We start from the raw sequence: 22,294 nt of genomic DNA, 5'->3' as shown, positions 1-22,294 counted from the left end.
TAACAACCATTTAATGTCTTCCTTGTTCTCTGGTGACTCTCTTGATGTTGCGTACAAGGATATTGTGCTGAAGGGGATTCCTGAACCATATTCGAGACATTTCAGAAAGTGTGAGTTGTTCTCTGCCCTCTTCTTGCCATTCTGCCTGACAAATAACAGGCTCCCCTGAACCGCTTATGTAGCGCTTTAAAGGCGAACTATGTGATGGAATCGTTTTTGCTCCCATTCGCTTAGCTCCTTCCAAGAAATTAGATCGTTTCATTTCGTTGCTCTGTTCAAATAGTGGAAGTTTCTATCCAAGAATCTTCTCATTTCTTCACCCCTGAACATCCAGCGGCCACCTTCACGACCGTTGGATATTAGCTTCATTTCCTCTTTAAAGTTTGGGTTTAAGAGTATGTTCTCAATTATCCAGTCGCGTTTTCGGCATGTTTCCAACTCCAAACGCTTCATGTCCCACCAGCACCTGTCAGGTTGCTGATCTAACTTTTTTCTAATTTCCTCTTTTGTTAACTCATTTAACATTTTTTCATCAATACTAATTTTCACAAACATAGCCCTTTAACCCCCTTCACCCCTCTGAGGTATTTAAAATACCCTTTTAGACAAAAAAATTAAAATCGCTGAATAATGGTATTGACAATACCACATAATAATTATATACTCATCTAGGGTATTTAAAATACTCAATCACTAAAAAAAAGATCATCTGCCTTGCTATCAAGCACTGTACAGATTTTTTTCAACAATTTAAAACTAGGGTTTACTCGACCATACTCCAAGCTCCGTATTTGTTCTTTAGAAACATCTACAGCCAGAGCAAGTTGCTCTTGGGTAAATCCTTTTTCCAGTCGCCTTTTCTTTAAGCTTACTCTTTTTCGAACTGTCGTTTTTAACACTTAATCACCACCTGTATCAAGCGATGACTTGATTATAAACGGTATTTAAAATACCGTCAAGGATAATTAATTATTTTTTTAGGAGGTATCCAGAATGAATCTTGGAGAACGGATTCGTGAACGTAGAAAAAAATTAGGATTTACACAGATAGAGGTAGCTGAACAACTTAATATGGGACGTTCTAACTTCGGTCACATTGAAAACGGTAGAGTAATTCCGACCAGTACAGACCTTGATAAAATTGCTGATATTCTTAATACAAATGTAGATTATTTGCTAGGACGAACTGATGATCCAGATCAAGAGCGAGTTAAAAACTCGCTGGGTTGGATACTTAACTTAAACGAATCGGGATTTTTAGATTTTTTCAAAAAAAATGCCCATCCAATTTTGTACGAACATATAAAAGATAAGAACACAATTGATGAAATTGTCAATTTGAATAACGAATTATTCTCTTCTCTCAAGCTTGAGAAATACAAGTTCACTGCTGAATGGGGTGATGACCTTCAATCTAAAATAATGTATCTGACAATTATGAATGATCTTGTTTATCAAGAAAATAACGAGGAACCGCCATATGTGATCCAAGACTCAAATTTAAAAGCCAATAGCCCCATCAATGAATCAATACTGAGTAGTTTTAATTTAATCAATATCCCTATCTATATGTTTATTCGTCATAGTAAAACTGATAATTCGGAGAAAATCAGCAGTCTAACTGTAGAGTCAGACATATTAGAAGGAGCTGATGGCTTCGCCCTGAAGATAAGGGATGATGAAATGAGCGGGGACCGAATTAATGCCGGCTCTCTAGCAATAGTAAAGTACCAAGACAATGTAGATTCGAATGATATTGCTGTTGTTTCAGTTTATGAGAACCAAGCTGTTCTACGCCGGATAAAGAAGCAAGGAGACATGTACATGTTGATTCCTTCTAACCCGATTTACTCACCTGACTTGGTTCCCAGCAAAAATGTTCATATTTTTGGGAAAGTTGTTGAAGTTAGATTTTGGATTTAGGAAAACAAATGGAGCTTTATCCAAAGGCTCCATTTTAAAAATACCTATTCAATTAAAATAACTAGGAGTGATAAAATGGCCAGCTTTCAAAAATACACTACAAAAGACGGGATTCGCTGGATGTACAAATACTATTCAACTATTGATCCTGCAACAGGAAAGAAGAGACAATCTACTAAGCGAGGATTTAAGACAAAGAAAGAGGCACAATTGGACGCAGCAAAAATTGAACAGGAAATTGCCAACGGAACGTATATAACGGAGGACAAGTATGTCACTTTCGAGCAAGTATATCGCCAGTGGTTCGAAACAATCTCCAACACATACAAGCCTAGTACCCGGAAAGCTGTGGTTTCTAAGTTTAAAAAACGCATTCTCCCTCACTTTGGAAATCTGAGAATGAAGGATATCAACAGTATGTATTGTCAGGAAGTGATTAACCAGATCGCTAAGGAGATCAAATCTGTAGAGAACATGAAAATGTATGTGAATCAAATCTTCGAGTATGCCATCTCTAAAGAAATCATTGCACACAATCCGATAAAAGGTGTAATCATACCGAAAGATAAAAATGAGTTCATAGTTGATGAAGGACAGCTAGAGGAACGAAATTTTTGGGATAAAACGGAGATTAAACAATTTCTAAATATACTGAAAGATGAATACCCGCTCCAAGATTATGTGCTGTTTCATTCTTTAATTTACACAGGAGCACGTAAAGGGGAAATACTCTCATTACGAAGAAAAGATATTGACTTTAAAGCAAAAACAATAAACCTCAACAAAACTTTATTCTTCGAAAATGGTAAGCATATGTCTCTGACCTCCAAAACAGCCGCTTCTAGGCGTTTAATAAGCACAGACGACACCACACTAAGTCTAATCAAAAAACTGCATACAGAGCGAAATAGAGCGTCTGTTGTGAATTTATCTTTTGATAATAATGAGTATCTTTTCATTCGCAATGATGGCAGTCCTTTAAGACTGGCCTACCCTAATGACAAATTAGAAGAGATTATCCGTGTACACGACCTCCACCCCATTACGGTGCACGGCTTAAGGCACACACATGCTTCCTTGTTGTTTGAAGCTGGAGCAAGCATAAAAGAAGTCCAGGAACGTCTGGGACATACCGATATCAAGATGACAATGAACATCTATACTCATGTAACAAGAACAGTCAAAGAACAGACAGCAGCCAAATTCGCTACCTTCATGAATGAGTTATGATAAACTTTATGGTCAGAATATGGTCACGAACAGATATTACTCCTAAATAATACAGCCCCCGACCATAAGGCCAGAGGCTGTAAATCCTTGATACATAAGGGATATTAACGTTTGGAGAACTGAGGAGCGCGACGAGCCGCTTTAAGACCGTATTTTTTACGTTCTTTCATACGTGGGTCACGAGTCAGGAATCCTGCTTTTTTCAGGGATGCACGGTATTCTGGATCTGCTTTGAGCAGAGCGCGGGAGATACCGTGACGGATCGCACCGGCTTGACCGGAGATTCCGCCACCGTGAGCGATAACCAAAACGTCATAGTTAGTGAGCGTTTCTGTCAAAGTCAGTGGTTGTTTTACGATCAGTTTGAGTGTTTCCAAACCAAAGTATTCATTAATATCACGTTTATTGATGACAATGCGTCCTTCACCCGGTACAAGGCGAACACGTGCTACCGAATGTTTACGACGACCTGTCCCATAGTATTGTACTTGTGCCATGAAACTGTCCTCCTTTTAATTAACCGCGAAGTTCGTAAACTTCTGGTTTTTGTGCTGCGTGTGGATGCTCAGTGCCTCTGTACGCTTTAAGTCTCAGCTTCATTTTCTCGCCCATGCGAGTTTTAGGAAGCATACCGCGAACAGCCAATTCCAACATACGTTCAGGTTTGTTTTTAACCATCTCTTCTGCAGTAGTTACTTTCAAACCACCTGGGTGCATCGAGTGACGGTAGTATTTTTTACCTTGCATTTTTTTACCAGTCAATACAATTTTCTCTGCATTGATGATAACAACGAAATCGCCAGTGTCCACATGTGGAGTGAATTGTGGCTTATGTTTGCCGCGGATCAAAGCAGCTGCTTCGCTCGCCAAACGTCCGAGGGTTTTGCCTTCAGCATCAATGATGTGCCATTGGCGCTCAACTTCGTTAGGCTTCGCCATGTACGTAGTACGCATGAAAAGTTCCTCCTTAAATGTTCAAAATCATCATTTTTCATTTATCTTCGTTCGTTAAGTGATAACTTTAGGTGTTGATGGATAGTTGTTGCGATGTGAACATCTTAATTGGGGCTGTGGGAAAGCCATTAAGAAAACACAACTTTTATATTACATGATAGGAGACTAATTCGCAAGTATTATTTGAGCTTTTTACTCACCAAATTTAATCTTTTTTGTATTCAAGATCCCAGAGCATTAAACCACAACTAACTGCAGTTGGTCCCGCAGCAGAACGGTTGCATGCAGCAATCATATCCGGCACATCAGAGGCTTTCCGTTTACCCTCTCCGACCTCCAGCAGTGTCCCTACAATGATACGCACCATATGTTGCAAAAAGCCGTTACCACTCACATAAATGTGAATGACACCCTGATCGCGAGGATGGTCTCTGCACATTGAACGGTCCACTTCTATCCATGCTTCGTATACCGAACGCACATGATTCTCTTTCTGAGACTTGCGTGAAGCAAAGGAAGTAAAGTCATATGTGCCTATGAAATGACGCAGGCCCTCTTCCATCGCAGTGATGTCCAGCTTGGCATGATGATGATGCTGCAGTCTTCTGTTAAAGACATCCGGGAATTGGTTTGCATTGACCGTATATCGATAGGTTTTCTTTTTCGCTGCATAACGAGAATGAAAATCTAGCGGTACCTCCATTGCATCAATAACAACAATGTCAGATGGCAATCTGGAGTTGAGTGCAATACACCAACGTTCCACCGGAATCTGGGACGCTGTAGGAAAATTGAAGATTTGTCTGCGGGCATGAACGCCTGCATCCGTTCGACCTGACCCCGTGATTTTCACCGTCTCACCAGTCAACGCACGAATAGCATCCTCAAGGTGGTCCTGAATGGTATTACCTCCTGGCTGTACTTGAAAGCCGTAGTAGGCCGTTCCATCATAAGTTACCGTCATACATAAGTTGCGCATATTACCACACCTTTGTTCCATACTATACATAACCCTATCCCGAACAGCAAAAGAAGCCCCTTACGGAGCTTCATTTACAGCACGAATTCCGAAATGAAGAGAAAAAAAGGGTTGATCCAGAATCTTGGACTCTGTCCCCTTTCCTCATCTCACATCTGTATTACGCGCGGTCTACCAGTTCCAAGTAAACCATAGGCGCTGCGTCACCACGACGAGGTCCCAGTTTCAGGATACGTGTGTATCCGCCTGGACGCTCAGCGTAACGACCGGACAATTCGCTAAACAGTTTTTGGATTGCATCTTGCTCACCATCGATAGTTTCGCGGCGAACATATGCTGCCACTTGGCGACGGGCATGAAGATCTCCCTTTTTCGCTTTAGTGATCAGTTTTTCAGCAATAGAGCGAACCTCTTTTGCTTTCGCTTCAGTTGTCTGAATGCGCTCGTATAAGAACAGGTCGGTTACCAGGTCACGGAACAAAGCTTTACGTGCGCTGGAATTACGGCCCAACTTTTGGTATGCCATTGTTTTCCCTCCTTCACTTCAAGCACTCAGCTGTCTATTCTTCTGTACGTAGTCCCAAACCCAGTTCCTCAAGCTTCTCTTGAACTTCTTCCAAAGACTTGCGTCCGAGGTTACGGACTTTCATCATGTCTTCTTCCGTTTTCGTAGTCAGCTCTTGTACGGTATTAATACCAGCACGCTTGAGGCAGTTGTAGGAACGAACAGAGAGATCCAGCTCTTCGATCGTCATTTCGAGTACTTTTTCTTTTTTGTCTTCTTCTTTTTCAACCATGATCTCTGCATCCTTCGCTTCGTCTGTAAGACCCACGAAGAGCATGAGATGCTCGGTCAAAATTTTAGCGCCAAGGCTTACAGCCTCTTCAGGACGAATACTTCCGTCAGTCCAAACTTCCAACGTGAGCTTGTCATAGTTGGTTACTTGGCCTACACGCGTATTTTCCACAGCGTAGTTTACGCGGCTGATCGGGGTGAAGATGGAATCGACAGGGATGACGCCGATCGGCTGGTCATCGCGTTTATTCCGATCTGCCTGGACGTAGCCGCGACCGCGATTGGCAAAAATACGCATGTGAAGTCTCGAACCTGGTCCAAGCGTAGCAATGTGAAGATCCGGGTTAAGGATTTCTACATCGGAATCAGCACGAATGTCTCCAGCCGTGATTGCTCCTTCGCCTTCAGCATCAATCTCGAGCACTTTCTCCTCGTCAGAATGAATTTTGAGCGACAAAGCTTTCAGGTTAAGGATAATCTCTGTAACATCTTCCATTACGCCAGGAACTGTAGCAAATTCATGCAGAACGCCATCGATTTGAACCGAAGACACTGCCGCACCCGGCAGTGATGAGAGCAGGATTCGGCGAAGCGAGTTTCCAAGCGTCGTACCGTATCCGCGCTCCAGCGGTTCTACTACGAATTTCCCATAGGTGCCATCATCGTTGACGTCTACCGTCTCAATTTTCGGCTTTTCGATTTCTATCACTGCAATACCCCTCCTTCAAAACGTCGGTCCTCTATGAAACATTTACCTTCTCTTGCGAAAACATGTAGTAGTATGCCTAAACAACCATTATTAGCAGATTGTGCCGGAAGTATACCACACGCAGGGGCAAATCTCATTAGACACGACGACGTTTTGGAGGACGGCATCCGTTATGCGGGACTGGAGTTACGTCTTTGATCAGGTTAACTTCAAGACCAGCAGCTTGCAAAGAGCGGATCGCTGCTTCACGGCCTGCGCCTGGTCCTTTAACCATAACCTCAACGGATTTCATCCCATGTTCCATTGCAGCTTTGGCAGCAGTCTCAGCAGCCATTTGTGCAGCAAACGGAGTCGATTTACGGGAACCTCTGAATCCGAGGCCGCCGGAGCTTGCCCACGAAATCGCGTTTCCGTGAGGATCCGTAATAGTAACGATAGTGTTATTGAAAGTGGAACGGATATGTGCCACGCCAGATTCAATATTTTTACGGTCACGACGTTTAGTACGTACGACTTTTTTCGGTTTAGCCATTTTCTCTTATCCCCCCTTATTATTTCTTCTTGTTCGCTACAGTACGACGAGGACCTTTACGAGTACGAGCATTCGTTTTCGTACGTTGTCCACGAACAGGCAGACCACGACGATGACGAACTCCACGGTAACAACCGATCTCCGTCAAACGTTTAATATTCAAAGAGATTTCACGACGCAGGTCACCTTCAACTTTGACCTCTTTGTCGATACTTTCACGCAATTTGCTGACTTCATCTTCCGTCAAATCACGAACACGAGTGTTCTGATTGATGCCTGTAGAGCTCAGAATTTTCTGGGAAGTCGTTTTACCGATTCCGAAAATATAAGTCAAGGCGATCTCAACGCGCTTATCACGTGGCAAATCCACACCAGCTATACGTGCCATTTTACGCTACACCCCCTTCATTAACCTTGTTTTTGTTTGTGTTTTGGATTTTCACAGATAACCATTACATTCCCTTTGCGGCGAATGACTTTGCATTTTTCGCAAATCGGCTTGACCGAAGGTCTTACCTTCATGTGAATTACCTCCTCAAAGTTCTGCTTAGCAAAACCCTCTTCGTAAGCATTGACCTTGTTCTACTATTGTAAAACCGGCTTCGAAGCTTTCGCAAGTTTTGCCGGGCAAAACCCGCTTCATAAGCTTCACAGTTCATTGCAACTGTCTACTACTATTTACGGTAAGTTATACGACCTTTTGTTAGATCATAAGGCGATAACTGAACAACTACTTTGTCTCCAGTCAGGATACGGATGAAGTGCATCCGCAATTTACCGGAAACGTGAGCGAGAATTTGATGACCATTCTCAAGCTCAACCTTGAACGTTGCATTCGGCAGCGGTTCAAGAACCGTGCCTTCCACTTCAATGACATCTTCCTTGGCCATTAGTCAGTCTCCTTTCTCTTCAGCTTGAATGTTGGTGGATTCCAGAAACGAATGAACCGCATAGCGGAGCTTTCCGTTTGTCACCCGACCACTCTCGTTTAAACTGTTTACAACCTCACTGCTAATCATCGGTTGAAGTTCAAGATGAAGAATATTCTTCTTCTTGGGTTGGTCAAACTTTCGTTTGTCTCCATCCGCGATATATACGAACCTATTGTCCTCTATAGCAACAATTACTGCGGCTTGGTCCGCATTGCGGCCTTTACGGATCTTCACAATTTGACCGAGCTGCGGATTCGACGGATTGTTCATGCCTAATCACCTACGCATTCAGTTTTGTGAAAATTTCCATACCTTCAGGTGTAACTGCTACGGTGTGTTCAAAGTGGGCACATAACGATCCATCAGCTGTAACGACAGTCCAGTTATCTTCCAACGTTTTGACATACCGTCTGCCTGCGTTAACCATTGGCTCAATAGCTAGCACCATACCAGCCTTCAACCTTGGTCCACGATCAGGAAGACCATAGTTCGGAATCGATGGTTCCTCGTGCAGATTCGCTCCAATGCCGTGACCGACATATTCACGAACGACGGAAAACCCTTCATCTTCGATATATTTCTGAATTGCATGAGATATTGTAAACAAGCGAACGTCTGATTTTACCAGCGCTAGTCCTGCGTATAATGAAGCCTCGGTAACGTCCAGAAGACGACGAGCTTCTTCGGAAATACGGCCAACTGGATAGGTCCAGGCAGAATCTCCATGATACCCCTGGTACTGCGCGCCAATGTCAAACGTAACGATATCGCCCTCGTTCAACTTGCGTTTGCCGGGAAATCCATGTACCAACTCTTCATTCACTGAAGCGCACACACTGGCAGGGAAACCGTTATAACCTTTGAAAGACGGCACAGCTCCTTGACTGCGAATAAATTGATCAGCCATATGGTCAAGTTCACCAGTCGTAATACCGGGAACAATGTGTTCTTCCAAGAGACGATGCGTTTCCGCAACAATTCTCCCAGCTTCCCTCATCAAACCCAGTTCCGTTTCGGACTTACCAATGATCATCAATTAACCTCTCAACAAGGACACGATTTCTTGAGAAACTTGATCGATATCCTGTTCTCCGTCGATTTGACGAAGAAGGCCTTTAGTTTCGTAGAACGTGAGGAGTGGTGCTGTTTTGTTGATATATTCGTCCAAACGAGTGCCTACGCTCTCTTCGTTATCATCAGAGCGTTGGTACAACTCGCCGCCGCATTTATCACAGATACCATCCTGCTTTGGTGGATTAAATACGACATGATAAGTCGAACCACAGTTTTTACAAATACGACGACCCGTCAAACGAGCCAGCAATTTGTTGCGATCCACTTTCAGGTTGATCACATGATCAAGACCTGAGTTCAGTCGTTCCAGGATGCCATCCAGCGCTTCTGCCTGAGACAGGGTTCTTGGAAAACCATCCAAGAGGAAACCTTCTCTGCAGTCCGACTGTTGCAATCGTTCTTCAACGATGCCAATGGTAACATCATCTGGTACAAGTAATCCTTGATCCATATATTCCTTGGCTTTCAGGCCAATGGGAGTTCCCTGTTTAATCGCAAGACGAAATGCATCGCCTGTTGAAATATGGGGAATACCGAACTCTTTCACAATGACGTCTGCTTGCGTACCTTTTCCTGCCCCCGGAGGGCCCATGAATAGGATGTTCACGTTATGTCACTCCCTCCAAGACTACCCTACATCAACAAACAGCACAATAGGTGCCGGCAAGTAAATCTTTACTCAACCGGAACCTATTGCCTATTTATTGATAAAACCTTTGTAGTGGCGTTTGATCAATTGGCTTTCGATTTGCTTCATCGTATCCAGCGCAACACCGATAACGATCAGGAGGGAAGTTCCTCCAATTTGCGCTGATTGAGGCAAACCAGAAAGTGCCCCTAAGAATACAGGCAGAACGGAAATGACTGCCAAGAAGATGGCTCCGGCCATTGTCAAACGAGTCATGACACGGGTCAGATATTTCTCGGTTGCTTTACCTGGGCGAATACCCGGAATGTAACCGCCGTTCTTTTTCATATTATCAGCCATCTGCTGTGGATTCATCTGTACGAACGTATAGAAGAATGTGAATCCGAAGATCATCACGACATACAGCACCATACCAAGAGGTTTGTGTGTAGTCAAGTTCTGACCGATCCACTGTGCCCAACCATGATTAGCCCAGAAGTTGGCGATAATCGTTGGGAACATCAACAGCGATGATGCGAAGATGACAGGGATAACACCAGCTGCATTAATCTTCAGCGGGATATGTGTATTCTGTCCACCGTACATTTTGTTTCCTACGACACGTTTTGCGTACTGTACAGGAATTTTCCGAATCGCCTGTTGAATGTAAATGACCCCGATGATAATCAGCACGATGACAATCGCGATGATCACACCTTTAAGAATGTTCATGAACAATTGATCAGGTTGGATGAAGTCGGACTCGATTGTTTGTTTGATAATGTTAGGCACTGTTGACAGGATACCCGCAAAGATCAAAATCGAAATTCCGTTTCCGATGCCTTTCTCGGTGATCTGCTCACCAAGCCACATCAGGAATGAAGTACCGGCCGTAAGTACAATTGCGATCAAGATATAATCTGCAAACGTAGCGTTAGGAATCATGTCTGTATTGTACAAGCGGTTGAATCCGATCGACGTACCAAACGCTTGAATCAATGCCAGCCCGATCGTTAAATAACGAGTCAGTTGTGCAGATTTCTTCTTACCTTGTTCACCTTGCTTTGCCCATTCCGCTAATTTAGGAATAACGTCCATGGAAAGCAACTGTACTATGATAGACGCAGTGATGTAAGGAACGATCCCGAGAGCAAATATAGAGAACTGGAACAGTGCTCCACCCGAGAACGTATTGAGAAGTCCAAAAACTTCTTTACCCGCAGAATTTGTCGCTTCGAACACATCTTTGTTAACGCCCGGAACGGGGACAAAGGAGCCGATGCGGTAAATGATCAGTACAAAAAGGGTAAATAATACCCTTTTGCGCAGATCCTCAACCCGCCAGATATTCTTTAGGGTCTTGAACATTAAATCACCTCGGTTGTACCGCCGGCAGCTTCAATTTTCTCCACCGCAGATTGAGAAAACTTGTTAGCTTTAACAGTCAGCTTCACAGTGACTTCACCGTTACCCAGGACTTTGATTCCGGATTTAGCGTTTTTAACAACGCCGTTCGTCATCAAGAATTCTGGAGTTACTTCAGTACCCGCAGGCAAACTATTCAGGTCTTCGATATTAACAACTGCATATTCTTTGCGAGTTGGGTTTACGAAACCGCGTTTTGGCAAGCGACGATACAATGGATTTTGTCCACCTTCGAAGCCTGGACGAACACCACCGCCCGAACGAGCGTTTTGTCCTTTATGACCGCGACCTGATGTTTTACCTGTACCACTACTTGGACCGCGACCAACACGTTTGCGTTCTTTACGCGATCCAGGAGATGGTGAAAGCTCATGTAACTTCATCGTTCGTTGCACCTCCTTAAAGATTTGTGGGTGTATACCCGTATATTAAGCTTCTACTTCTTTTACAGCTACCAAGTGACTTACTTTGTTAATCATACCACGGATGGCAGGATTATCGTTTTGGATCACTTTGCTGTTGATTTTGCGCAATCCCAATGTTTTCACAGTTGTTCTTTGCGTCTCCGGACGTCCGATCAAGCTACGGACGAGGGTAATTTCTAATTTAGCCATGAGAATTCCCTCCTAACCCAGAAGCTCTTCGACGGATTTTCCGCGCAGTTTAGCCACGTCTTCAGCACGCTTCAAACGGGACAAACCTTCCAAAGTCGCATTGACCATGTTCATGGAATTCGAAGAACCCAGAGATTTTGTCAAAATGTCACCTACACCAGCAAGTTCGAGAACCGCACGTACAGGACCACCAGCGATAACACCAGTACCTTCAGATGCTGGTTTCAACAGAACGCGTCCTGCGCCGAACTTACCTGTTACCAAGTGAGGAATCGAAGTTCCTACGAGTGGAACGTGTACAAGGTTTTTCTTAGCATCTTCAATACCTTTGCGAATTGCATCAGGTACTTCGCCCGCTTTACCGATACCCGCTCCAACCCAGCCGTTGCCGTCGCCGACTACAACCAGTGCGCTAAAGCTGAAACGGCGTCCGCCTTTTACTACTTTAGCTACGCGATTAATGTTTACTACTCTTTCAGACAGTTCCAAAGTATTCGGATCTACACGCAAGTCGTTAACCTCCTTTTGAAAAATATCTTAAAACTCAAGTCCTGCTTCACGAGCCGCTTCAGCCAATGCTGCGATACGACCATGATACAGATATCCGCTACGGTCAAATACGATATTGGAAACACCTTTATCTTTTGCACGTTTAGCAACGAGTTCGCCAACTTTACGAGCAGATTCAACAGATGCACCATTTTTGATGTCAGTGCTCAATTCTTTGTCTACAGTAGACGCGGAAGCGATTGTTACACCAGCTACATCATCGATGATTTGAGCGTACATATGTTTACCAGAACGGAAAACGTTCAAACGAGGACGTGCAGCCGTTCCTTGGATTTTCTTACGAACACGAAGGTGTCTTTTCAGACGAGCCTTGTTTTTATCTGGTTTCGTAATCATCTCAGGGATTCACTCCTTTCAGGTTACCTCGCTGGCTTCAAAGCAGAAGCCACGGGGTATATTAGAAACACACGAAGCAAGCAAGCCGAAAGCCGCGAAAAGGCGGTAAGAGAAATCTTATTTCTTCTTACCGGCTTTACCTTCCTTACGGATGATACGCTCGCCTTCATATTTAATACCTTTACCTTTGTACGGCTCAGGTTCACGAACGGAACGAATTTTAGCGGCGTAAGCACCTACGCGCTCTTTATCGATACCGCGAACAATGATTTTCGTATTCGAAGGTACTTCGAATTCGATTCCCGCTTCCGGTGTGATTTCAACCGGGTGAGAGTAACCAACGTTCAGAACGATTTTATCTCCGGATTTGCTTGCACGATATCCGACCCCAACCAACTCCAGAGATTTAGCGAATCCTTCAGTTACGCCACTCACCATGTTGCTGACAACGCTACGTGTTGTGCCGTGTAAAGAACGGTGAGTTTTGTTATCGGAAGGACGCACAACTGTAATTTCGTTGTTTTCAACTGTAACCTTCATGTCTTTGTGAAGTTCACGAGTCAAAGTTCCTTTAGGTCCTTTTACCGTGATAACGGTATTGTCCAAAGTGATGTCTACACCACTTGGTACTGTAATTGGTTTGCGACCAATACGAGACATATGTTGCACCTCCTATCTTGTGACGTTATATTACCAAACGTAGCAGACGACTTCTCCGCCGGATTTCGATTGACGAGCTTCTTTGTCCGTCATAACACCTTTGGATGTCGAGATAATCGCGATTCCAAGGCCGCCAAGTACGCGAGGTACTTCATTGCTTTTCGTGTAAACACGAAGACCTGGTTTACTGATTCTTTTCAGACCAGTGATAACGCGCTCGTTATTTTGACCGTATTTCAAGAAAACACGGATAATCCCTTGTTTGTTATCTTCGATATATTCAGCGTCACGGATGAAACCTTCACGCTTCAGGATATCGGCGATTTGTTTTTTCATTGTCGAAGCAGGCATTTCTACCGTTTCGTGACGAACTGTGTTCGCGTTACGAATACGAGTAAGCATATCTGCAATTGGATCAGACATAGTCATTGTGAGTTAACCTCCTTCCCGTTCAGGACTTTTTACCAGCTTGCTTTTTTCACGCCAGGGATCTGGCCTTTATAAGCTAATTCACGGAAGCAAATTCTGCAAATTTTGAACTTTTGCAGTACCGAATGTGGACGACCACAACGCTCGCAGCGTGTATAAGCACGTACTTTAAACTTTGGTGTACGTTGTTGTTTAACTTTCATCGAAGTTTTTGCCACTTTAGCCTGACACCTCCTAAATAATTTCGGAGAAAAGGGAGTCTTTCCAGACACCCGGAACGTTTATGCCAACATTATTTAACGAAAGGCATTCCCATTTGCGTAAGCAATTCACGGGACTCTTCGTCTGTTTTCGCCGTTGTTACGATGACAATATCCATACCGCGGACTTTGTCTACTTTATCATACTCGATCTCTGGGAAGATCAATTGCTCTTTCAGACCCAGAGTGTAGTTACCACGACCATCGAACGCTTTGCTCGATACACCGCGGAAGTCACGTACACGTGGAAGTGTTACGTTGAACAATTTATCGAGGAAGTAGTACATACGCTCGCCGCGCAATGTTACTTTCACACCGATAGGCATGTTCTCACGCAGTTTGAATCCTGCGATTGATTTTTTCGCACGAGTGATTACAGGTTTTTGACCTGCGATCAGTTGCAAATCGTTTACTGCGGAATCCAACACTTTGGAGTTTTGGACAGCGTCGCCCACACCCATGTTGATAACGATTTTCTCGATTTTCGGCACTTGCATTACCGTTGTATAGTTAAACTTCTGCATCAAAGCAGGAGCGATTTCTTGCAGGTAACGTTCTTTCATTCTTGATGCCATGAATCATAGCCCTCCTTTCTCATTCGGTTCAATTAGTCGATAATTTCTCCGGAACGTTTTGCAACGCGCACTTTTTTACCGTTATCCAAAACTTTGTAACCGATACGGGTTACTTTTCCGCTCTTCGGATCGATGTGCATCACGTTGGAAACGTGAATCGGAGCTTCCTTCTCGATAATGCCGCCTTGCGGGTTTTGCTGGTTAGGCTTCTGGTGTTTTTTCACCATGTTAACACCTTCCACAAGGACGCGGTTTTCACGAGGATAAGCAGCGATGACACGGCCTTTTTTACCTTTGTCTTTACCGCTGATCACCATAACCGTATCTTCCTTTTTAACGTGAAGTTTGTTGTTATGGGATTCCAGAACTTTTTTCACTCTTGGCATTTCGTACACCTCCTGTTTCTAAACATCACGAGCTTAATCTATTAGATAACCTCTGGGGCCAAGGAAACGATTTTCATGAAATCTTTCTCGCGAAGTTCACGAGCAACAGGTCCGAAAATACGTGTTCCACGTGGGCTTCTGTCGTCTTTTACAACAACAGCTGCATTTTCATCAAAACCGATGTAGGAACCGTCTTTACGACGTACAGAACGCTTCGTACGAACGACAACCGCTCTAACTACATCACCTTTTTTGACAACGCCGCCTGGTGTTGCTTGTTTTACAGAACAAACGATCAGATCACCGATTTGAGCTGTACGACGTCCCGTACCGCCGAGTACGCGGATACACATCAGTTCCTTCGCACCGGAGTTGTCGGCTACAGTCAAACGTGTAAATGGTTGAATCATTTAGTATTCCTCCTTCCAGCTATGCTGATCATGCAATTAGATGATAACCGCTTTTTCAACGACTTCAGTAAGTCTCCAGCGTTTATCTTTCGAAAGCGGACGAGTCTCCATGATTTTCACCGTGTCACCGATTTTCGCAGTGTTTTCTTCGTCATGCGCTTTGAACTTTTTAGTAACTTTAATGCGTTTATGATACAATTTGTGGTTTTTGTAGGTTTCTACAGCAACAACAATCGTTTTGTCCATTTTATCACTGACAACTTTACCAGTTTGAACTTTACGTGCATTACGTTCTTCGCTCATTGTTGGCCTCCTTCCTGATTACGGACGGAATGTATATCCGACCTCTAATTAACCGATTCCCAATTCTCTTTCACGGATGATCGTTTTAGCACGAGCTATTTCTTTACGCACATCACGGATACGAGTCGGGTTATCCAGCTGACCGGTAGCAAGTTGAAAGCGGAGGTTAAAGAGTTCTTCTTTAAATCCGGCAATCTTTTGCTCGATTTCAGCAGAGGTTAGGTTGCGAAATTCACTAGCTTTCATTTGCTTCACCACCCAATTCTTCACGTTTCACGAACTTCGTTTTGATTGGCAGTTTGTGAGCGGCAAGACGCATCGCTTCGCGTGCAATATCCTCCGGTACACCAGCAAGTTCAAACATGATCTTACCTGGTTTCACTACTGCAACCCATTTTTCTACGTTACCTTTACCGCTACCCATCCGAACCTCGAGAGGCTTTTGAGTGATTGGTTTGTCAGGGAAAATTTTAATCCAGACTTTACCACCACGTTTGATGTAACGAGTCATCGCAATACGAGCCGCTTCGATTTGACGGTTCGTAATCCAAGCCGGTTCCGTAGCTTGCAGACCATATTCGCCAAAGTTCAGCGTAGTTCCGCCTTTTGCTTGGCCTTTCATATGTCCACGTTGTTGCTTACGGTGTTTTACACGTTTTGGTACCAACATGATTAGTTGCCTCCTTCCTTAGCAGCTTGTTTCTTAGCCGTAGGAAGAACCTCTCCACGATAGATCCATACTTTTACGCCGATACGTCCGTAAGTAGTATGAGCCTCTGCAGTACCATAGTCAATGTCAGCACGCAGTGTGTGCAGTGGAACAGTTCCTTCGCTGTAGCCTTCAGAACGTGCAATCTCAGCACCGCCAAGACGTCCGCCTACTTGAGTTTTAATACCTTTAGCACCAGAGCGCATAGTTCTTTGAATAGCTTGTTTCAGAGCACGACGGAAAGAAACACGACGTTCCAATTGTTGTGCAATGCTTTCTGCTACCAGGATCGCGTCCAGGTCTTGGTTCTTAATTTCAGAGATGTTGATGTGTACTTTTTTACCGCCAGCAATTTTCGTAATTTGGTTACGAAGATTCTCAACTTCAGATCCACCTTTACCGATTACCATACCTGGTTTCGCTGTGTGAATCGTTACGTTAACACGGTTAGCCGCTCTCTCGATCTCAACACGAGACATAGCGGAGTCTTTCAATTTATTTTTCAGGAATTCACGAATTTTCACGTCTTCCATCAAAAGATCGCCGAAGTCTTTGCCTGCATACCACTTAGATTCCCAGTCACGGATAACTCCGACACGAAGTCCGACTGGATTTACCTTTTGGCCCACACGTTTTCCCTCCTTCTACTTTTCAGATACCACCAAAGTAATGTGGCTAGTACGTTTGTTAATACGACTTGCACGTCCCATTGCACGAGGGCGGAAACGTTTCATCGTTGGTCCTTGGTTTACGTAAGCTTGCGAGATCACCAAGTTATTAACATCCAAAGAATAATTATGTTCCGCATTCGCAATAGCGGAGTTAAGCAACTTCTCAACAACTGGAGAAGCGGATTTCGGAGTGTGACGGAGAATGGCAACCGCCTCACCTACTTGCTTGCCGCGAATCAAGTCAACAACGAGTTGAACTTTACGAGGAGCAATCCGGATAAACTTAGCATGTGCTTTTGCTTCCATTGTGTAACCTCCTCTCAAACATTAGAGATGTTCATTTATCTTCTTGTTTTCTTGTCATCATCAGTATGGCCTTTGTACGTACGGGTTGGAGCGAACTCACCCAGTTTGTGTCCAACCATGTCCTCAGTTACATACACTGGCACGTGTTTACGACCGTCGTAAACGCCAAATGTGTGTCCGATGAATTGTGGGAAAATTGTAGAGCGACGGGACCAGGTTTTGATAACGTTCTTCTTGCCTGATGCTTCCATCTCTTCTACCTTCTTGAGCATGTAGCCATCAATGAATGGCCCTTTTTTCAAACTGCGACTCATGTGGAGATCCTCCCTTCAAACATAGCTTTTATGCATCCGTAGATGCCTCACGAAGTTATGCACAGTGTGTATTACTTCGTGCGGCGACGGATGATGTATTTATCAGAAGCTTTATTTTTCTTACGCGTTTTGTAACCAAGAGTAGGTTTACCCCATGGTGACATTGGCGATTTACGTCCGATTGGAGCACGACCTTCACCACCACCGTGAGGGTGATCGTTAGGGTTCATTACCACACCACGAACCTCAGGACGTTGACCCAACCAACGGCTACGACCGGCTTTACCGATTTTGATAAGCTCGTGGTCTTGGTTACCAACGGATCCGATTGTTGCGCGGCAAACTTTCAAAATACGACGAACTTCTCCGGAAGAGAGACGAACGGAAACGTATTTTTCTTCTTTACCAAGCAATTGAGCTTCTGTACCAGCTGCACGAACCAATTGTCCGCCTTTACCTGGTTTCAACTCGATGTTGTGGATAACGGTACCTACTGGAATGTTTTCAAGCGGCAGTGCGTTACCAATTTTGATATCTGCGTCAGGACCAGAGAATACTTGATCTCCAACTTTCAGACCTTTAGGAGCGATGATGTAACGTTTCTCACCATCAGCATAGTGAATCAATGCAATGTTGGAAGTACGGTTCGGGTCATACTCGATTGTAGCAACGCGGCCCGGTATTCCATCTTTAGTACGTTTGAAGTCGATGATACGGTATTTACGTTTGTGTCCACCACCGTGGTGACGAACTGTAATTTTACCTTGGTTGTTGCGGCCTGCTTGTTTGCTCAATGGGGCCAACAACGATTTCTCCGGCTTATCTGTGGTAATTTCCTCAAATGTAGAAACGGACATGTTCCGTCTTGCCGGGGATGTTGGTTTATACTTTTTGATTGGCACTAGTTTTCCCTCCTTACTTCAAAGATTTCAATTATACAGTTTCAAAGAACTCAAGCGATTTGCTGTCTTGCGTCAGTGTTACAAACGCTTTTTTCCATTCGCTTGTATATCCGGAATAACGTCCGTACCGTTTCGGTTTAGCTGGAACACGAAGTGTGTTCACGTTTTTCACTTTTACGCCGAAAATAGCTTCTACCGCTTTTTTGATCTCGGTTTTGTTTGCACGGATATCGACTTCAAATACATATTTCAAGTCGTTCATCATGTCGGCAGTACGTTCCGTAATAATCGGACGTTTTACAATATCACGAGGATCTTTCATTACGCGAGCACCTCCTCTACCTTCTGAACTGCTTCTTTCGTAATGATCAGTTTGTCGTGCGAAAGCACGTCAAGAACATTAATACCATCAGCAGCTACGAATTTCACGCCCGGAATATTCCGTGCAGAAAGAGCTACATTATCATCATAGCTAGGAGCTACAATCAAAGCTTTGCGACCTACTTTGAGATTGTTCAAAATAGCTGCAAACTCTTTTGTTTTTGGTGAGCTCAACGCGAGAGCATCCAAAACGATAATGTCATTGTCTTGCACTTTGGATGAAAGAGCAGACTTGATCGCCAGACGGCGAACTTTCTTAGGCAGTTTGTACGCATAGCTCCGTGGTGTCGGACCAAATACGATACCGCCGCCTTTCCATTGTGGAGAACGAATCGAACCTTGACGAGCGCGACCTGTACCTTTTTGTTTCCAAGGTTTACGTCCACCGCCACGTACTTCAGAACGTCCTTTTACTTTGTGGGTACCTTGACGAAGAGAAGCGCGTTGCATAAGAACTGCATCGTACAGAACGTGTTGATTCGGCTCAATACCGAATACCGCATCATTCAGTTCAACTTCACCTACTTGGCTACCATCTACATTGTAAACTGATACTTTTGGCATTTTGTGTTCCTCCTTTCTTCAGTGGTTATTTTTTCACCGTTTCTTTGACTCTTACAAGGCTGTTCTTCGGTCCAGGAATAGAACCTTTTACGAGGATTACATTACGCTCAGCGTCTACTTTAACAACCTCAAGACGTTGAATTGTAACAGTATCATGTCCCATATGCCCTGGCAGGCGTTTGCCTTTAGGAACTCGGTTAGCTTGGATCGAACCCATCGAACCTGGGCCACGGTGATAACGCGAACCGTGTGACATAGGTCCAGTGCTTTGTCCCCAACGTTTGATAACGCCGGCAAAACCTTTACCTTTAGAAATACCTGTTACGTCAACGAACTCGCCTTCAGCGAAAATGTCAGCTTTCAATTCTTGGCCAACTTCATATTCCGCGATGTTAATGCCGCGAAGCTCACGAACGTAGCGCTTAGGTGCAGTATTCGCTTTTTTAGCGTGTCCTGCTTCTGGCTTGTTAGCATTTTTCTCTTTCTTATCGGCAAAACCGATTTGAACTGCTTCGTAGCCATCGTTTTCAATATCTTTCTTTTGTAAAACAACACAAGGACCTGCTTCGATAACCGTTACTGGAACTACGTTACCTTCAGCGGTAAACACTTGAGTCATTCCAAGTTTTTTTCCTAAGATACCTTTCATGTTGACACCTCTTTTCCTTTATACGTGGTCTTGTTTGTTGCTATATATTACAATTTAATTTCGATATCTACACCGGACGGTAGATCCAAGCGCATCAAGGCATCCACAGTTTGTGGAGTCGGGTTAACGATATCGATCAAACGCTTATGAGTGCGTTGTTCGAATTGCTCCCGAGAATCCTTATACTTGTGCACCGCACGAAGAATAGTAATGATTTGTTTTTCAGTAGGAAGCGGAATCGGACCGGATACACCTGCACCCGAACGTTTTGCTGTTTCAACGATTTTCTCCGCGGATTGATCAAGAATTCTGTGGTCGTAAGCTTTCAAACGAATACGAATTTTTTGCTTTGCCATTTTAGTCCCTCCTTCTATCGCCCAATTTTTTATCGGACATACTCCGTGAAAATTTTCTAGCCACTCTCCCATGGCAAAGGGGCCGGGTGTGCCAGTAACCTCTCACATCATCGCAACGTCACAAGAACAACATTCATTATTATATAGAAAAGATGGGCATATTGCAAGCATATTTAAAAAAAACATTTAAATTGATCTTTTCAAAAGAATCGACTCAATTTAGCTCAATGTTTTTCTTCATATCCAGGCTGCCTAACCTATCAATCTATAAGATAAATCTTGTTCATTTTAGATGACGCAGGTTCCGAAACGTTGACATAATAAAAGAGTTCTTTATCCGATGTCGGATAAAGAACTCTTCCGAAGCTTCGTTACAATACAATGTTACTCGTTCCAGTACACTGTTGCTTATACTCATTTGGCAAGAGCCAAATTATTTTTGGATTGTTGCTACGGAACCCGCACCAACTGTACGTCCACCTTCACGAATAGAGAACTTAGTTCCTTCTTCGATCGCGATTGGAGAGATCAGTTGAACAGTAACCGTGATGTTGTCACCAGGCATTACCATTTCAGTACCTTCTGGCAGGTTGATGATACCAGTCACGTCAGTTGTACGGAAGTAGAACTGTGGACGGTATCCAGTGAAGAAAGGCTTATGACGGCCACCCTCTTCTTTAGTCAAAACGTAAATTTGAGCAGTGAATTCTGTGTGTGGTTTAACAGATGCTGGTTTAGCAAGTACTTGACCACGCTCGATTTGAGTACGGTCAACACCACGCAACAATGCACCGATGTTGTCACCCGCTTGTGCGGAATCCAACAATTTACGGAACATCTCAACGCCCGTAACTACGGATTTTTTAGTTTCTTCAGTGATACCAACGATCTCGATCTCTTCGCCGACTTTAACAGTACCACGCTCTACACGACCTGTAGCAACGGTACCACGACCAGTGATGGAGAATACGTCCTCGACAGGCATCAAGAAAGGCTTGTCAGTTTGACGCTCAGGCAGTGGGATGTAAGTGTCGATTTCTTTGAACATCTCAACGATTTTTTGAGCCCACTCACCATCAGGGTTTTGCAGAGCTTCACGAGCGGATCCACGAGTGATTGGAGTATCATCACCTGGGAACTCGTATTCATTAAGAAGGTCGCGAACTTCCATCTCAACCAGTTCCAACAACTCTTCGTCTTCAACCATGTCACATTTGTTCAAGAAAACAACAATGTAAGGTACGCCTACTTGACGGGAGAGCAAGATGTGCTCACGAGTTTGTGGCATTGGGCCGTCAGCTGCGGATACTACCAGGATAGCTCCGTCCATTTGTGCCGCGCCAGTGATCATGTTTTTAACATAGTCGGCGTGACCTGGGCAGTCTACGTGAGCGTAGTGACGAGTGTCAGTTTCGTACTCAACGTGTGCTGTGGAGATAGTGATACCGCGCTCGCGCTCTTCTGGAGCTTTGTCGATTTGGTCGAATGCTACAGCAGCACCACCGTAAGTTTTGGACAATACAGTTGTGATTGCAGCAGTCAGAGTTGTTTTACCATGATCGACGTGACCAATAGTACCAATGTTAACGTGTGGTTTATTACGTTCGTATTTAGCCTTTGCCATTTGAACGTGGCCTCCTTAAAATTTATGATTTTATGTTTCACTGAATGCGGTGCTTCAAACCAGGTTTCAAGCACAAGCATTCAGTGTGAGAAA

General features: G+C 44.0%; 40 protein-coding genes. 2 read left to right on the top strand and 38 right to left on the bottom strand.

Annotation, left to right across the window (positions count from 1 at the left end):
* Window positions 1-10 precede the first annotated feature (10 nt).
* The 3 genes from H7T88_RS01925 to H7T88_RS01915 all read right to left on the bottom strand — a co-directional run bounded on the left by H7T88_RS01925 (window position 11) and on the right by H7T88_RS01915 (window position 899).
* Window positions 11-226 carry a hypothetical protein gene (locus tag H7T88_RS01925; RefSeq protein WP_221786567.1) on the bottom strand — a complete coding sequence of 72 codons (216 nt, stop codon included), beginning with the start codon at window positions 224-226 and terminating at the stop codon, window positions 11-13.
* A 32-nt stretch (window positions 227-258) separates the two neighbouring features.
* Window positions 259-555, bottom strand: coding sequence for a DUF771 domain-containing protein (locus H7T88_RS01920; protein ID WP_221786566.1), 297 nt, complete (start codon window positions 553-555; stop codon window positions 259-261).
* 131 nt (window positions 556-686) lie between these two features.
* A complete protein-coding gene (locus tag H7T88_RS01915; RefSeq protein WP_221786565.1) occupies window positions 687-899 on the bottom strand; it encodes a helix-turn-helix transcriptional regulator in 213 nt (70 codons plus the stop codon).
* A gap of 94 nt (window positions 900-993) precedes the next feature.
* On the opposite strand from H7T88_RS01915, the gene H7T88_RS01910 reads away from it, so the two are divergent.
* Together H7T88_RS01910 and H7T88_RS01905 are read left to right on the top strand one after the other, a co-directional pair.
* The gene (locus tag H7T88_RS01910; protein ID WP_221786564.1) at window positions 994-1,923 is read left to right on the top strand and encodes a helix-turn-helix domain-containing protein; all 930 of its coding nucleotides are present in this window, start codon (window positions 994-996) and stop codon (window positions 1,921-1,923) included.
* A gap of 75 nt (window positions 1,924-1,998) precedes the next feature.
* Complete coding sequence (locus H7T88_RS01905) at window positions 1,999-3,153, top strand: site-specific integrase (RefSeq protein ID WP_221786563.1); 1,155 nt, start codon at window positions 1,999-2,001, stop codon at window positions 3,151-3,153.
* Between the two features lie 104 nt (window positions 3,154-3,257).
* Here H7T88_RS01905 and rpsI read toward each other — a convergent pair whose 3' ends face one another.
* From rpsI to tuf, 35 genes are all read right to left on the bottom strand, one after another.
* Window positions 3,258-3,650, bottom strand: a complete 393-nt coding sequence (gene rpsI / locus H7T88_RS01900; protein ID WP_090924661.1) for a 30S ribosomal protein S9 — start codon at window positions 3,648-3,650, stop codon at window positions 3,258-3,260.
* A gap of 19 nt (window positions 3,651-3,669) precedes the next feature.
* Window positions 3,670-4,107, bottom strand: coding sequence for a 50S ribosomal protein L13 (gene rplM / locus H7T88_RS01895; protein WP_024633564.1), 438 nt, complete (start codon window positions 4,105-4,107; stop codon window positions 3,670-3,672).
* A gap of 205 nt (window positions 4,108-4,312) precedes the next feature.
* Entirely contained in the window at window positions 4,313-5,086 is a 774-nt protein-coding gene (gene truA, locus H7T88_RS01890) for a tRNA pseudouridine(38-40) synthase TruA (RefSeq protein ID WP_090924662.1), read from the bottom strand.
* Window positions 5,087-5,246: 160 nt separating this feature from the next.
* On the bottom strand, window positions 5,247-5,612 hold the full coding sequence (gene rplQ / locus H7T88_RS01885) for a 50S ribosomal protein L17 (RefSeq protein ID WP_017692102.1): 366 nt from the start codon (window positions 5,610-5,612) through the stop codon (window positions 5,247-5,249).
* Between the two features lie 34 nt (window positions 5,613-5,646).
* Complete coding sequence (locus H7T88_RS01880; protein WP_024633566.1) at window positions 5,647-6,591, bottom strand: DNA-directed RNA polymerase subunit alpha; 945 nt, start codon at window positions 6,589-6,591, stop codon at window positions 5,647-5,649.
* A 136-nt stretch (window positions 6,592-6,727) separates the two neighbouring features.
* Window positions 6,728-7,123, bottom strand: a complete 396-nt coding sequence (gene rpsK / locus H7T88_RS01875; RefSeq protein ID WP_068537278.1) for a 30S ribosomal protein S11 — start codon at window positions 7,121-7,123, stop codon at window positions 6,728-6,730.
* Between the two features lie 19 nt (window positions 7,124-7,142).
* On the bottom strand, window positions 7,143-7,511 hold the full coding sequence (gene rpsM, locus H7T88_RS01870) for a 30S ribosomal protein S13 (RefSeq protein WP_056697730.1): 369 nt from the start codon (window positions 7,509-7,511) through the stop codon (window positions 7,143-7,145).
* Window positions 7,512-7,531: 20 nt separating this feature from the next.
* Window positions 7,532-7,645 carry a 50S ribosomal protein L36 gene (rpmJ, locus tag H7T88_RS01865; protein ID WP_003333770.1) on the bottom strand — a complete coding sequence of 38 codons (114 nt, stop codon included), beginning with the start codon at window positions 7,643-7,645 and terminating at the stop codon, window positions 7,532-7,534.
* A 152-nt stretch (window positions 7,646-7,797) separates the two neighbouring features.
* Entirely contained in the window at window positions 7,798-8,013 is a 216-nt protein-coding gene (infA, locus tag H7T88_RS01860; protein WP_017692098.1) for a translation initiation factor IF-1, read from the bottom strand.
* Window positions 8,014-8,016: 3 nt separating this feature from the next.
* On the bottom strand, window positions 8,017-8,325 hold the full coding sequence (locus tag H7T88_RS01855; protein WP_154960499.1) for a KOW domain-containing RNA-binding protein: 309 nt from the start codon (window positions 8,323-8,325) through the stop codon (window positions 8,017-8,019).
* A gap of 10 nt (window positions 8,326-8,335) precedes the next feature.
* Window positions 8,336-9,088, bottom strand: a complete 753-nt coding sequence (map, locus tag H7T88_RS01850; RefSeq protein WP_221786562.1) for a type I methionyl aminopeptidase — start codon at window positions 9,086-9,088, stop codon at window positions 8,336-8,338.
* Between the two features lie 3 nt (window positions 9,089-9,091).
* The gene (locus tag H7T88_RS01845) at window positions 9,092-9,736 is read right to left on the bottom strand and encodes an adenylate kinase (protein WP_090924665.1); all 645 of its coding nucleotides are present in this window, start codon (window positions 9,734-9,736) and stop codon (window positions 9,092-9,094) included.
* Window positions 9,737-9,826: 90 nt separating this feature from the next.
* Window positions 9,827-11,125 carry a preprotein translocase subunit SecY gene (gene secY / locus H7T88_RS01840; RefSeq protein WP_090924666.1) on the bottom strand — a complete coding sequence of 433 codons (1,299 nt, stop codon included), beginning with the start codon at window positions 11,123-11,125 and terminating at the stop codon, window positions 9,827-9,829.
* Window positions 11,125-11,565 (bottom strand): 50S ribosomal protein L15, encoded by a 441-nt coding sequence (gene rplO / locus H7T88_RS01835; protein WP_090924667.1) that lies wholly within the window; start codon window positions 11,563-11,565, stop codon window positions 11,125-11,127. Before rplO ends, secY begins: the two co-directional genes overlap by 1 nt.
* A gap of 45 nt (window positions 11,566-11,610) precedes the next feature.
* Complete coding sequence (gene rpmD / locus H7T88_RS01830) at window positions 11,611-11,796, bottom strand: 50S ribosomal protein L30 (RefSeq protein ID WP_090924668.1); 186 nt, start codon at window positions 11,794-11,796, stop codon at window positions 11,611-11,613.
* Window positions 11,797-11,808: 12 nt separating this feature from the next.
* Window positions 11,809-12,306, bottom strand: a complete 498-nt coding sequence (gene rpsE, locus H7T88_RS01825; RefSeq protein WP_024633574.1) for a 30S ribosomal protein S5 — start codon at window positions 12,304-12,306, stop codon at window positions 11,809-11,811.
* Window positions 12,307-12,333: 27 nt separating this feature from the next.
* Window positions 12,334-12,702, bottom strand: a complete 369-nt coding sequence (gene rplR / locus H7T88_RS01820; protein ID WP_017692090.1) for a 50S ribosomal protein L18 — start codon at window positions 12,700-12,702, stop codon at window positions 12,334-12,336.
* A gap of 117 nt (window positions 12,703-12,819) precedes the next feature.
* Window positions 12,820-13,362 (bottom strand): 50S ribosomal protein L6, encoded by a 543-nt coding sequence (gene rplF, locus H7T88_RS01815; protein ID WP_090924669.1) that lies wholly within the window; start codon window positions 13,360-13,362, stop codon window positions 12,820-12,822.
* A gap of 30 nt (window positions 13,363-13,392) precedes the next feature.
* The gene (rpsH, locus tag H7T88_RS01810) at window positions 13,393-13,791 is read right to left on the bottom strand and encodes a 30S ribosomal protein S8 (protein ID WP_090924670.1); all 399 of its coding nucleotides are present in this window, start codon (window positions 13,789-13,791) and stop codon (window positions 13,393-13,395) included.
* A 32-nt stretch (window positions 13,792-13,823) separates the two neighbouring features.
* Window positions 13,824-14,009: a type Z 30S ribosomal protein S14 gene (locus H7T88_RS01805; RefSeq protein ID WP_013312154.1), complete on the bottom strand. Its 186-nt coding sequence runs from the start codon at window positions 14,007-14,009 to the stop codon at window positions 13,824-13,826.
* 74 nt (window positions 14,010-14,083) lie between these two features.
* On the bottom strand, window positions 14,084-14,626 hold the full coding sequence (gene rplE, locus H7T88_RS01800; protein ID WP_090924671.1) for a 50S ribosomal protein L5: 543 nt from the start codon (window positions 14,624-14,626) through the stop codon (window positions 14,084-14,086).
* Window positions 14,627-14,658: 32 nt separating this feature from the next.
* Window positions 14,659-15,012, bottom strand: coding sequence for a 50S ribosomal protein L24 (gene rplX / locus H7T88_RS01795; RefSeq protein WP_090924672.1), 354 nt, complete (start codon window positions 15,010-15,012; stop codon window positions 14,659-14,661).
* A gap of 41 nt (window positions 15,013-15,053) precedes the next feature.
* Window positions 15,054-15,422: a 50S ribosomal protein L14 gene (rplN, locus tag H7T88_RS01790; RefSeq protein WP_024633579.1), complete on the bottom strand. Its 369-nt coding sequence runs from the start codon at window positions 15,420-15,422 to the stop codon at window positions 15,054-15,056.
* Window positions 15,423-15,458: 36 nt separating this feature from the next.
* Window positions 15,459-15,725 carry a 30S ribosomal protein S17 gene (gene rpsQ, locus H7T88_RS01785; protein WP_056697701.1) on the bottom strand — a complete coding sequence of 89 codons (267 nt, stop codon included), beginning with the start codon at window positions 15,723-15,725 and terminating at the stop codon, window positions 15,459-15,461.
* A 48-nt stretch (window positions 15,726-15,773) separates the two neighbouring features.
* The gene (rpmC, locus tag H7T88_RS01780; protein ID WP_017692083.1) at window positions 15,774-15,971 is read right to left on the bottom strand and encodes a 50S ribosomal protein L29; all 198 of its coding nucleotides are present in this window, start codon (window positions 15,969-15,971) and stop codon (window positions 15,774-15,776) included.
* The gene (gene rplP / locus H7T88_RS01775; RefSeq protein ID WP_076292170.1) at window positions 15,961-16,395 is read right to left on the bottom strand and encodes a 50S ribosomal protein L16; all 435 of its coding nucleotides are present in this window, start codon (window positions 16,393-16,395) and stop codon (window positions 15,961-15,963) included. Before rplP ends, rpmC begins: the two co-directional genes overlap by 11 nt.
* Window positions 16,396-16,397: 2 nt before the next feature.
* Window positions 16,398-17,063, bottom strand: coding sequence for a 30S ribosomal protein S3 (rpsC, locus tag H7T88_RS01770; protein ID WP_090924673.1), 666 nt, complete (start codon window positions 17,061-17,063; stop codon window positions 16,398-16,400).
* A 15-nt stretch (window positions 17,064-17,078) separates the two neighbouring features.
* Window positions 17,079-17,411 carry a 50S ribosomal protein L22 gene (rplV, locus tag H7T88_RS01765; RefSeq protein ID WP_090924674.1) on the bottom strand — a complete coding sequence of 111 codons (333 nt, stop codon included), beginning with the start codon at window positions 17,409-17,411 and terminating at the stop codon, window positions 17,079-17,081.
* A 35-nt stretch (window positions 17,412-17,446) separates the two neighbouring features.
* Window positions 17,447-17,725 carry a 30S ribosomal protein S19 gene (rpsS, locus tag H7T88_RS01760; protein WP_056697694.1) on the bottom strand — a complete coding sequence of 93 codons (279 nt, stop codon included), beginning with the start codon at window positions 17,723-17,725 and terminating at the stop codon, window positions 17,447-17,449.
* 71 nt (window positions 17,726-17,796) lie between these two features.
* Complete coding sequence (rplB, locus tag H7T88_RS01755; protein WP_076292169.1) at window positions 17,797-18,627, bottom strand: 50S ribosomal protein L2; 831 nt, start codon at window positions 18,625-18,627, stop codon at window positions 17,797-17,799.
* A gap of 31 nt (window positions 18,628-18,658) precedes the next feature.
* Window positions 18,659-18,949 (bottom strand): 50S ribosomal protein L23, encoded by a 291-nt coding sequence (gene rplW / locus H7T88_RS01750; RefSeq protein WP_090924675.1) that lies wholly within the window; start codon window positions 18,947-18,949, stop codon window positions 18,659-18,661.
* Window positions 18,949-19,572 (bottom strand): 50S ribosomal protein L4, encoded by a 624-nt coding sequence (gene rplD, locus H7T88_RS01745; protein ID WP_090924676.1) that lies wholly within the window; start codon window positions 19,570-19,572, stop codon window positions 18,949-18,951. The genes rplW and rplD overlap by 1 nt, the downstream gene beginning before the upstream one ends.
* A 25-nt stretch (window positions 19,573-19,597) precedes the next feature.
* Window positions 19,598-20,221, bottom strand: coding sequence for a 50S ribosomal protein L3 (rplC, locus tag H7T88_RS01740; RefSeq protein ID WP_090924677.1), 624 nt, complete (start codon window positions 20,219-20,221; stop codon window positions 19,598-19,600).
* Between the two features lie 47 nt (window positions 20,222-20,268).
* Window positions 20,269-20,577: a 30S ribosomal protein S10 gene (rpsJ, locus tag H7T88_RS01735; protein ID WP_017692074.1), complete on the bottom strand. Its 309-nt coding sequence runs from the start codon at window positions 20,575-20,577 to the stop codon at window positions 20,269-20,271.
* 433 nt (window positions 20,578-21,010) lie between these two features.
* Window positions 21,011-22,201: an elongation factor Tu gene (gene tuf / locus H7T88_RS01730; RefSeq protein WP_090924678.1), complete on the bottom strand. Its 1,191-nt coding sequence runs from the start codon at window positions 22,199-22,201 to the stop codon at window positions 21,011-21,013.
* Window positions 22,202-22,294 lie beyond the last annotated feature (93 nt).

The organism is Paenibacillus cucumis (ex Kampfer et al. 2016) (assembly GCF_019748695.1).
Classification (GTDB): Bacteria; Bacillota; Bacilli; order Paenibacillales; family Paenibacillaceae; genus Paenibacillus; species Paenibacillus polysaccharolyticus.
This window is presented reverse-complemented; position numbering and strand designations above follow the sequence as displayed.

Excerpts from the sequence above, each read along its gene's own strand:
- secY (WP_090924666.1), bottom strand. The coding sequence starts at position 11,125 with ATGTTCAAGACCCTAAAGAATATCTGGCGGGTTGAGGATCTGCGCAAA.
- rplF (WP_090924669.1), bottom strand. The coding sequence starts at position 13,362 with ATGTCTCGTATTGGTCGCAAACCAATTACAGTACCAAGTGGTGTAGAC.
- rplN (WP_024633579.1), bottom strand. The coding sequence starts at position 15,422 with ATGATTCAACCATTTACACGTTTGACTGTAGCCGACAACTCCGGTGCG.
- rplV (WP_090924674.1), bottom strand. The coding sequence starts at position 17,411 with ATGGAAGCAAAAGCACATGCTAAGTTTATCCGGATTGCTCCTCGTAAA.
- rpsI (WP_090924661.1), bottom strand. The coding sequence starts at position 3,650 with ATGGCACAAGTACAATACTATGGGACAGGTCGTCGTAAACATTCGGTA.
- H7T88_RS01925 (WP_221786567.1), bottom strand. The coding sequence starts at position 226 with ATGGGAGCAAAAACGATTCCATCACATAGTTCGCCTTTAAAGCGCTAC.
- H7T88_RS01855 (WP_154960499.1), bottom strand. The coding sequence starts at position 8,325 with ATGAACAATCCGTCGAATCCGCAGCTCGGTCAAATTGTGAAGATCCGT.
- rpsM (WP_056697730.1), bottom strand. The coding sequence starts at position 7,511 with ATGGCACGTATAGCTGGTGTGGATTTGCCACGTGATAAGCGCGTTGAG.
- rplP (WP_076292170.1), bottom strand. The coding sequence starts at position 16,395 with ATGTTGGTACCAAAACGTGTAAAACACCGTAAGCAACAACGTGGACAT.
- infA (WP_017692098.1), bottom strand. The coding sequence starts at position 8,013 with ATGGCCAAGGAAGATGTCATTGAAGTGGAAGGCACGGTTCTTGAACCG.
- rpsH (WP_090924670.1), bottom strand. The coding sequence starts at position 13,791 with ATGACTATGTCTGATCCAATTGCAGATATGCTTACTCGTATTCGTAAC.
- rplE (WP_090924671.1), bottom strand. The coding sequence starts at position 14,626 with ATGGCATCAAGAATGAAAGAACGTTACCTGCAAGAAATCGCTCCTGCT.
- rpsS (WP_056697694.1), bottom strand. The coding sequence starts at position 17,725 with ATGAGTCGCAGTTTGAAAAAAGGGCCATTCATTGATGGCTACATGCTC.
- rplR (WP_017692090.1), bottom strand. The coding sequence starts at position 12,702 with ATGATTACGAAACCAGATAAAAACAAGGCTCGTCTGAAAAGACACCTT.
- H7T88_RS01905 (WP_221786563.1), top strand. The coding sequence starts at position 1,999 with ATGGCCAGCTTTCAAAAATACACTACAAAAGACGGGATTCGCTGGATG.
- rpsQ (WP_056697701.1), bottom strand. The coding sequence starts at position 15,725 with ATGAGCGAAGAACGTAATGCACGTAAAGTTCAAACTGGTAAAGTTGTC.
- rpmC (WP_017692083.1), bottom strand. The coding sequence starts at position 15,971 with ATGAAAGCTAGTGAATTTCGCAACCTAACCTCTGCTGAAATCGAGCAA.
- rplD (WP_090924676.1), bottom strand. The coding sequence starts at position 19,572 with ATGCCAAAAGTATCAGTTTACAATGTAGATGGTAGCCAAGTAGGTGAA.
- rplX (WP_090924672.1), bottom strand. The coding sequence starts at position 15,012 with ATGCCAAGAGTGAAAAAAGTTCTGGAATCCCATAACAACAAACTTCAC.
- H7T88_RS01920 (WP_221786566.1), bottom strand. The coding sequence starts at position 555 with ATGTTTGTGAAAATTAGTATTGATGAAAAAATGTTAAATGAGTTAACA.
- map (WP_221786562.1), bottom strand. The coding sequence starts at position 9,088 with ATGATCATTGGTAAGTCCGAAACGGAACTGGGTTTGATGAGGGAAGCT.
- rpsK (WP_068537278.1), bottom strand. The coding sequence starts at position 7,123 with ATGGCTAAACCGAAAAAAGTCGTACGTACTAAACGTCGTGACCGTAAA.
- rpsJ (WP_017692074.1), bottom strand. The coding sequence starts at position 20,577 with ATGGCAAAGCAAAAAATTCGTATTCGTTTGAAAGCTTACGACCACAGA.
- rplM (WP_024633564.1), bottom strand. The coding sequence starts at position 4,107 with ATGCGTACTACGTACATGGCGAAGCCTAACGAAGTTGAGCGCCAATGG.
- tuf (WP_090924678.1), bottom strand. The coding sequence starts at position 22,201 with ATGGCAAAGGCTAAATACGAACGTAATAAACCACACGTTAACATTGGT.
- rplW (WP_090924675.1), bottom strand. The coding sequence starts at position 18,949 with ATGAAAGATCCTCGTGATATTGTAAAACGTCCGATTATTACGGAACGT.
- rplO (WP_090924667.1), bottom strand. The coding sequence starts at position 11,565 with ATGAAGTTACATGAGCTTTCACCATCTCCTGGATCGCGTAAAGAACGC.
- H7T88_RS01910 (WP_221786564.1), top strand. The coding sequence starts at position 994 with ATGAATCTTGGAGAACGGATTCGTGAACGTAGAAAAAAATTAGGATTT.
- rplQ (WP_017692102.1), bottom strand. The coding sequence starts at position 5,612 with ATGGCATACCAAAAGTTGGGCCGTAATTCCAGCGCACGTAAAGCTTTG.
- rpmJ (WP_003333770.1), bottom strand. The coding sequence starts at position 7,645 with ATGAAGGTAAGACCTTCGGTCAAGCCGATTTGCGAAAAATGCAAAGTC.
- truA (WP_090924662.1), bottom strand. The coding sequence starts at position 5,086 with ATGCGCAACTTATGTATGACGGTAACTTATGATGGAACGGCCTACTAC.
- rpmD (WP_090924668.1), bottom strand. The coding sequence starts at position 11,796 with ATGGCTAAATTAGAAATTACCCTCGTCCGTAGCTTGATCGGACGTCCG.
- rplC (WP_090924677.1), bottom strand. The coding sequence starts at position 20,221 with ATGAAAGGTATCTTAGGAAAAAAACTTGGAATGACTCAAGTGTTTACC.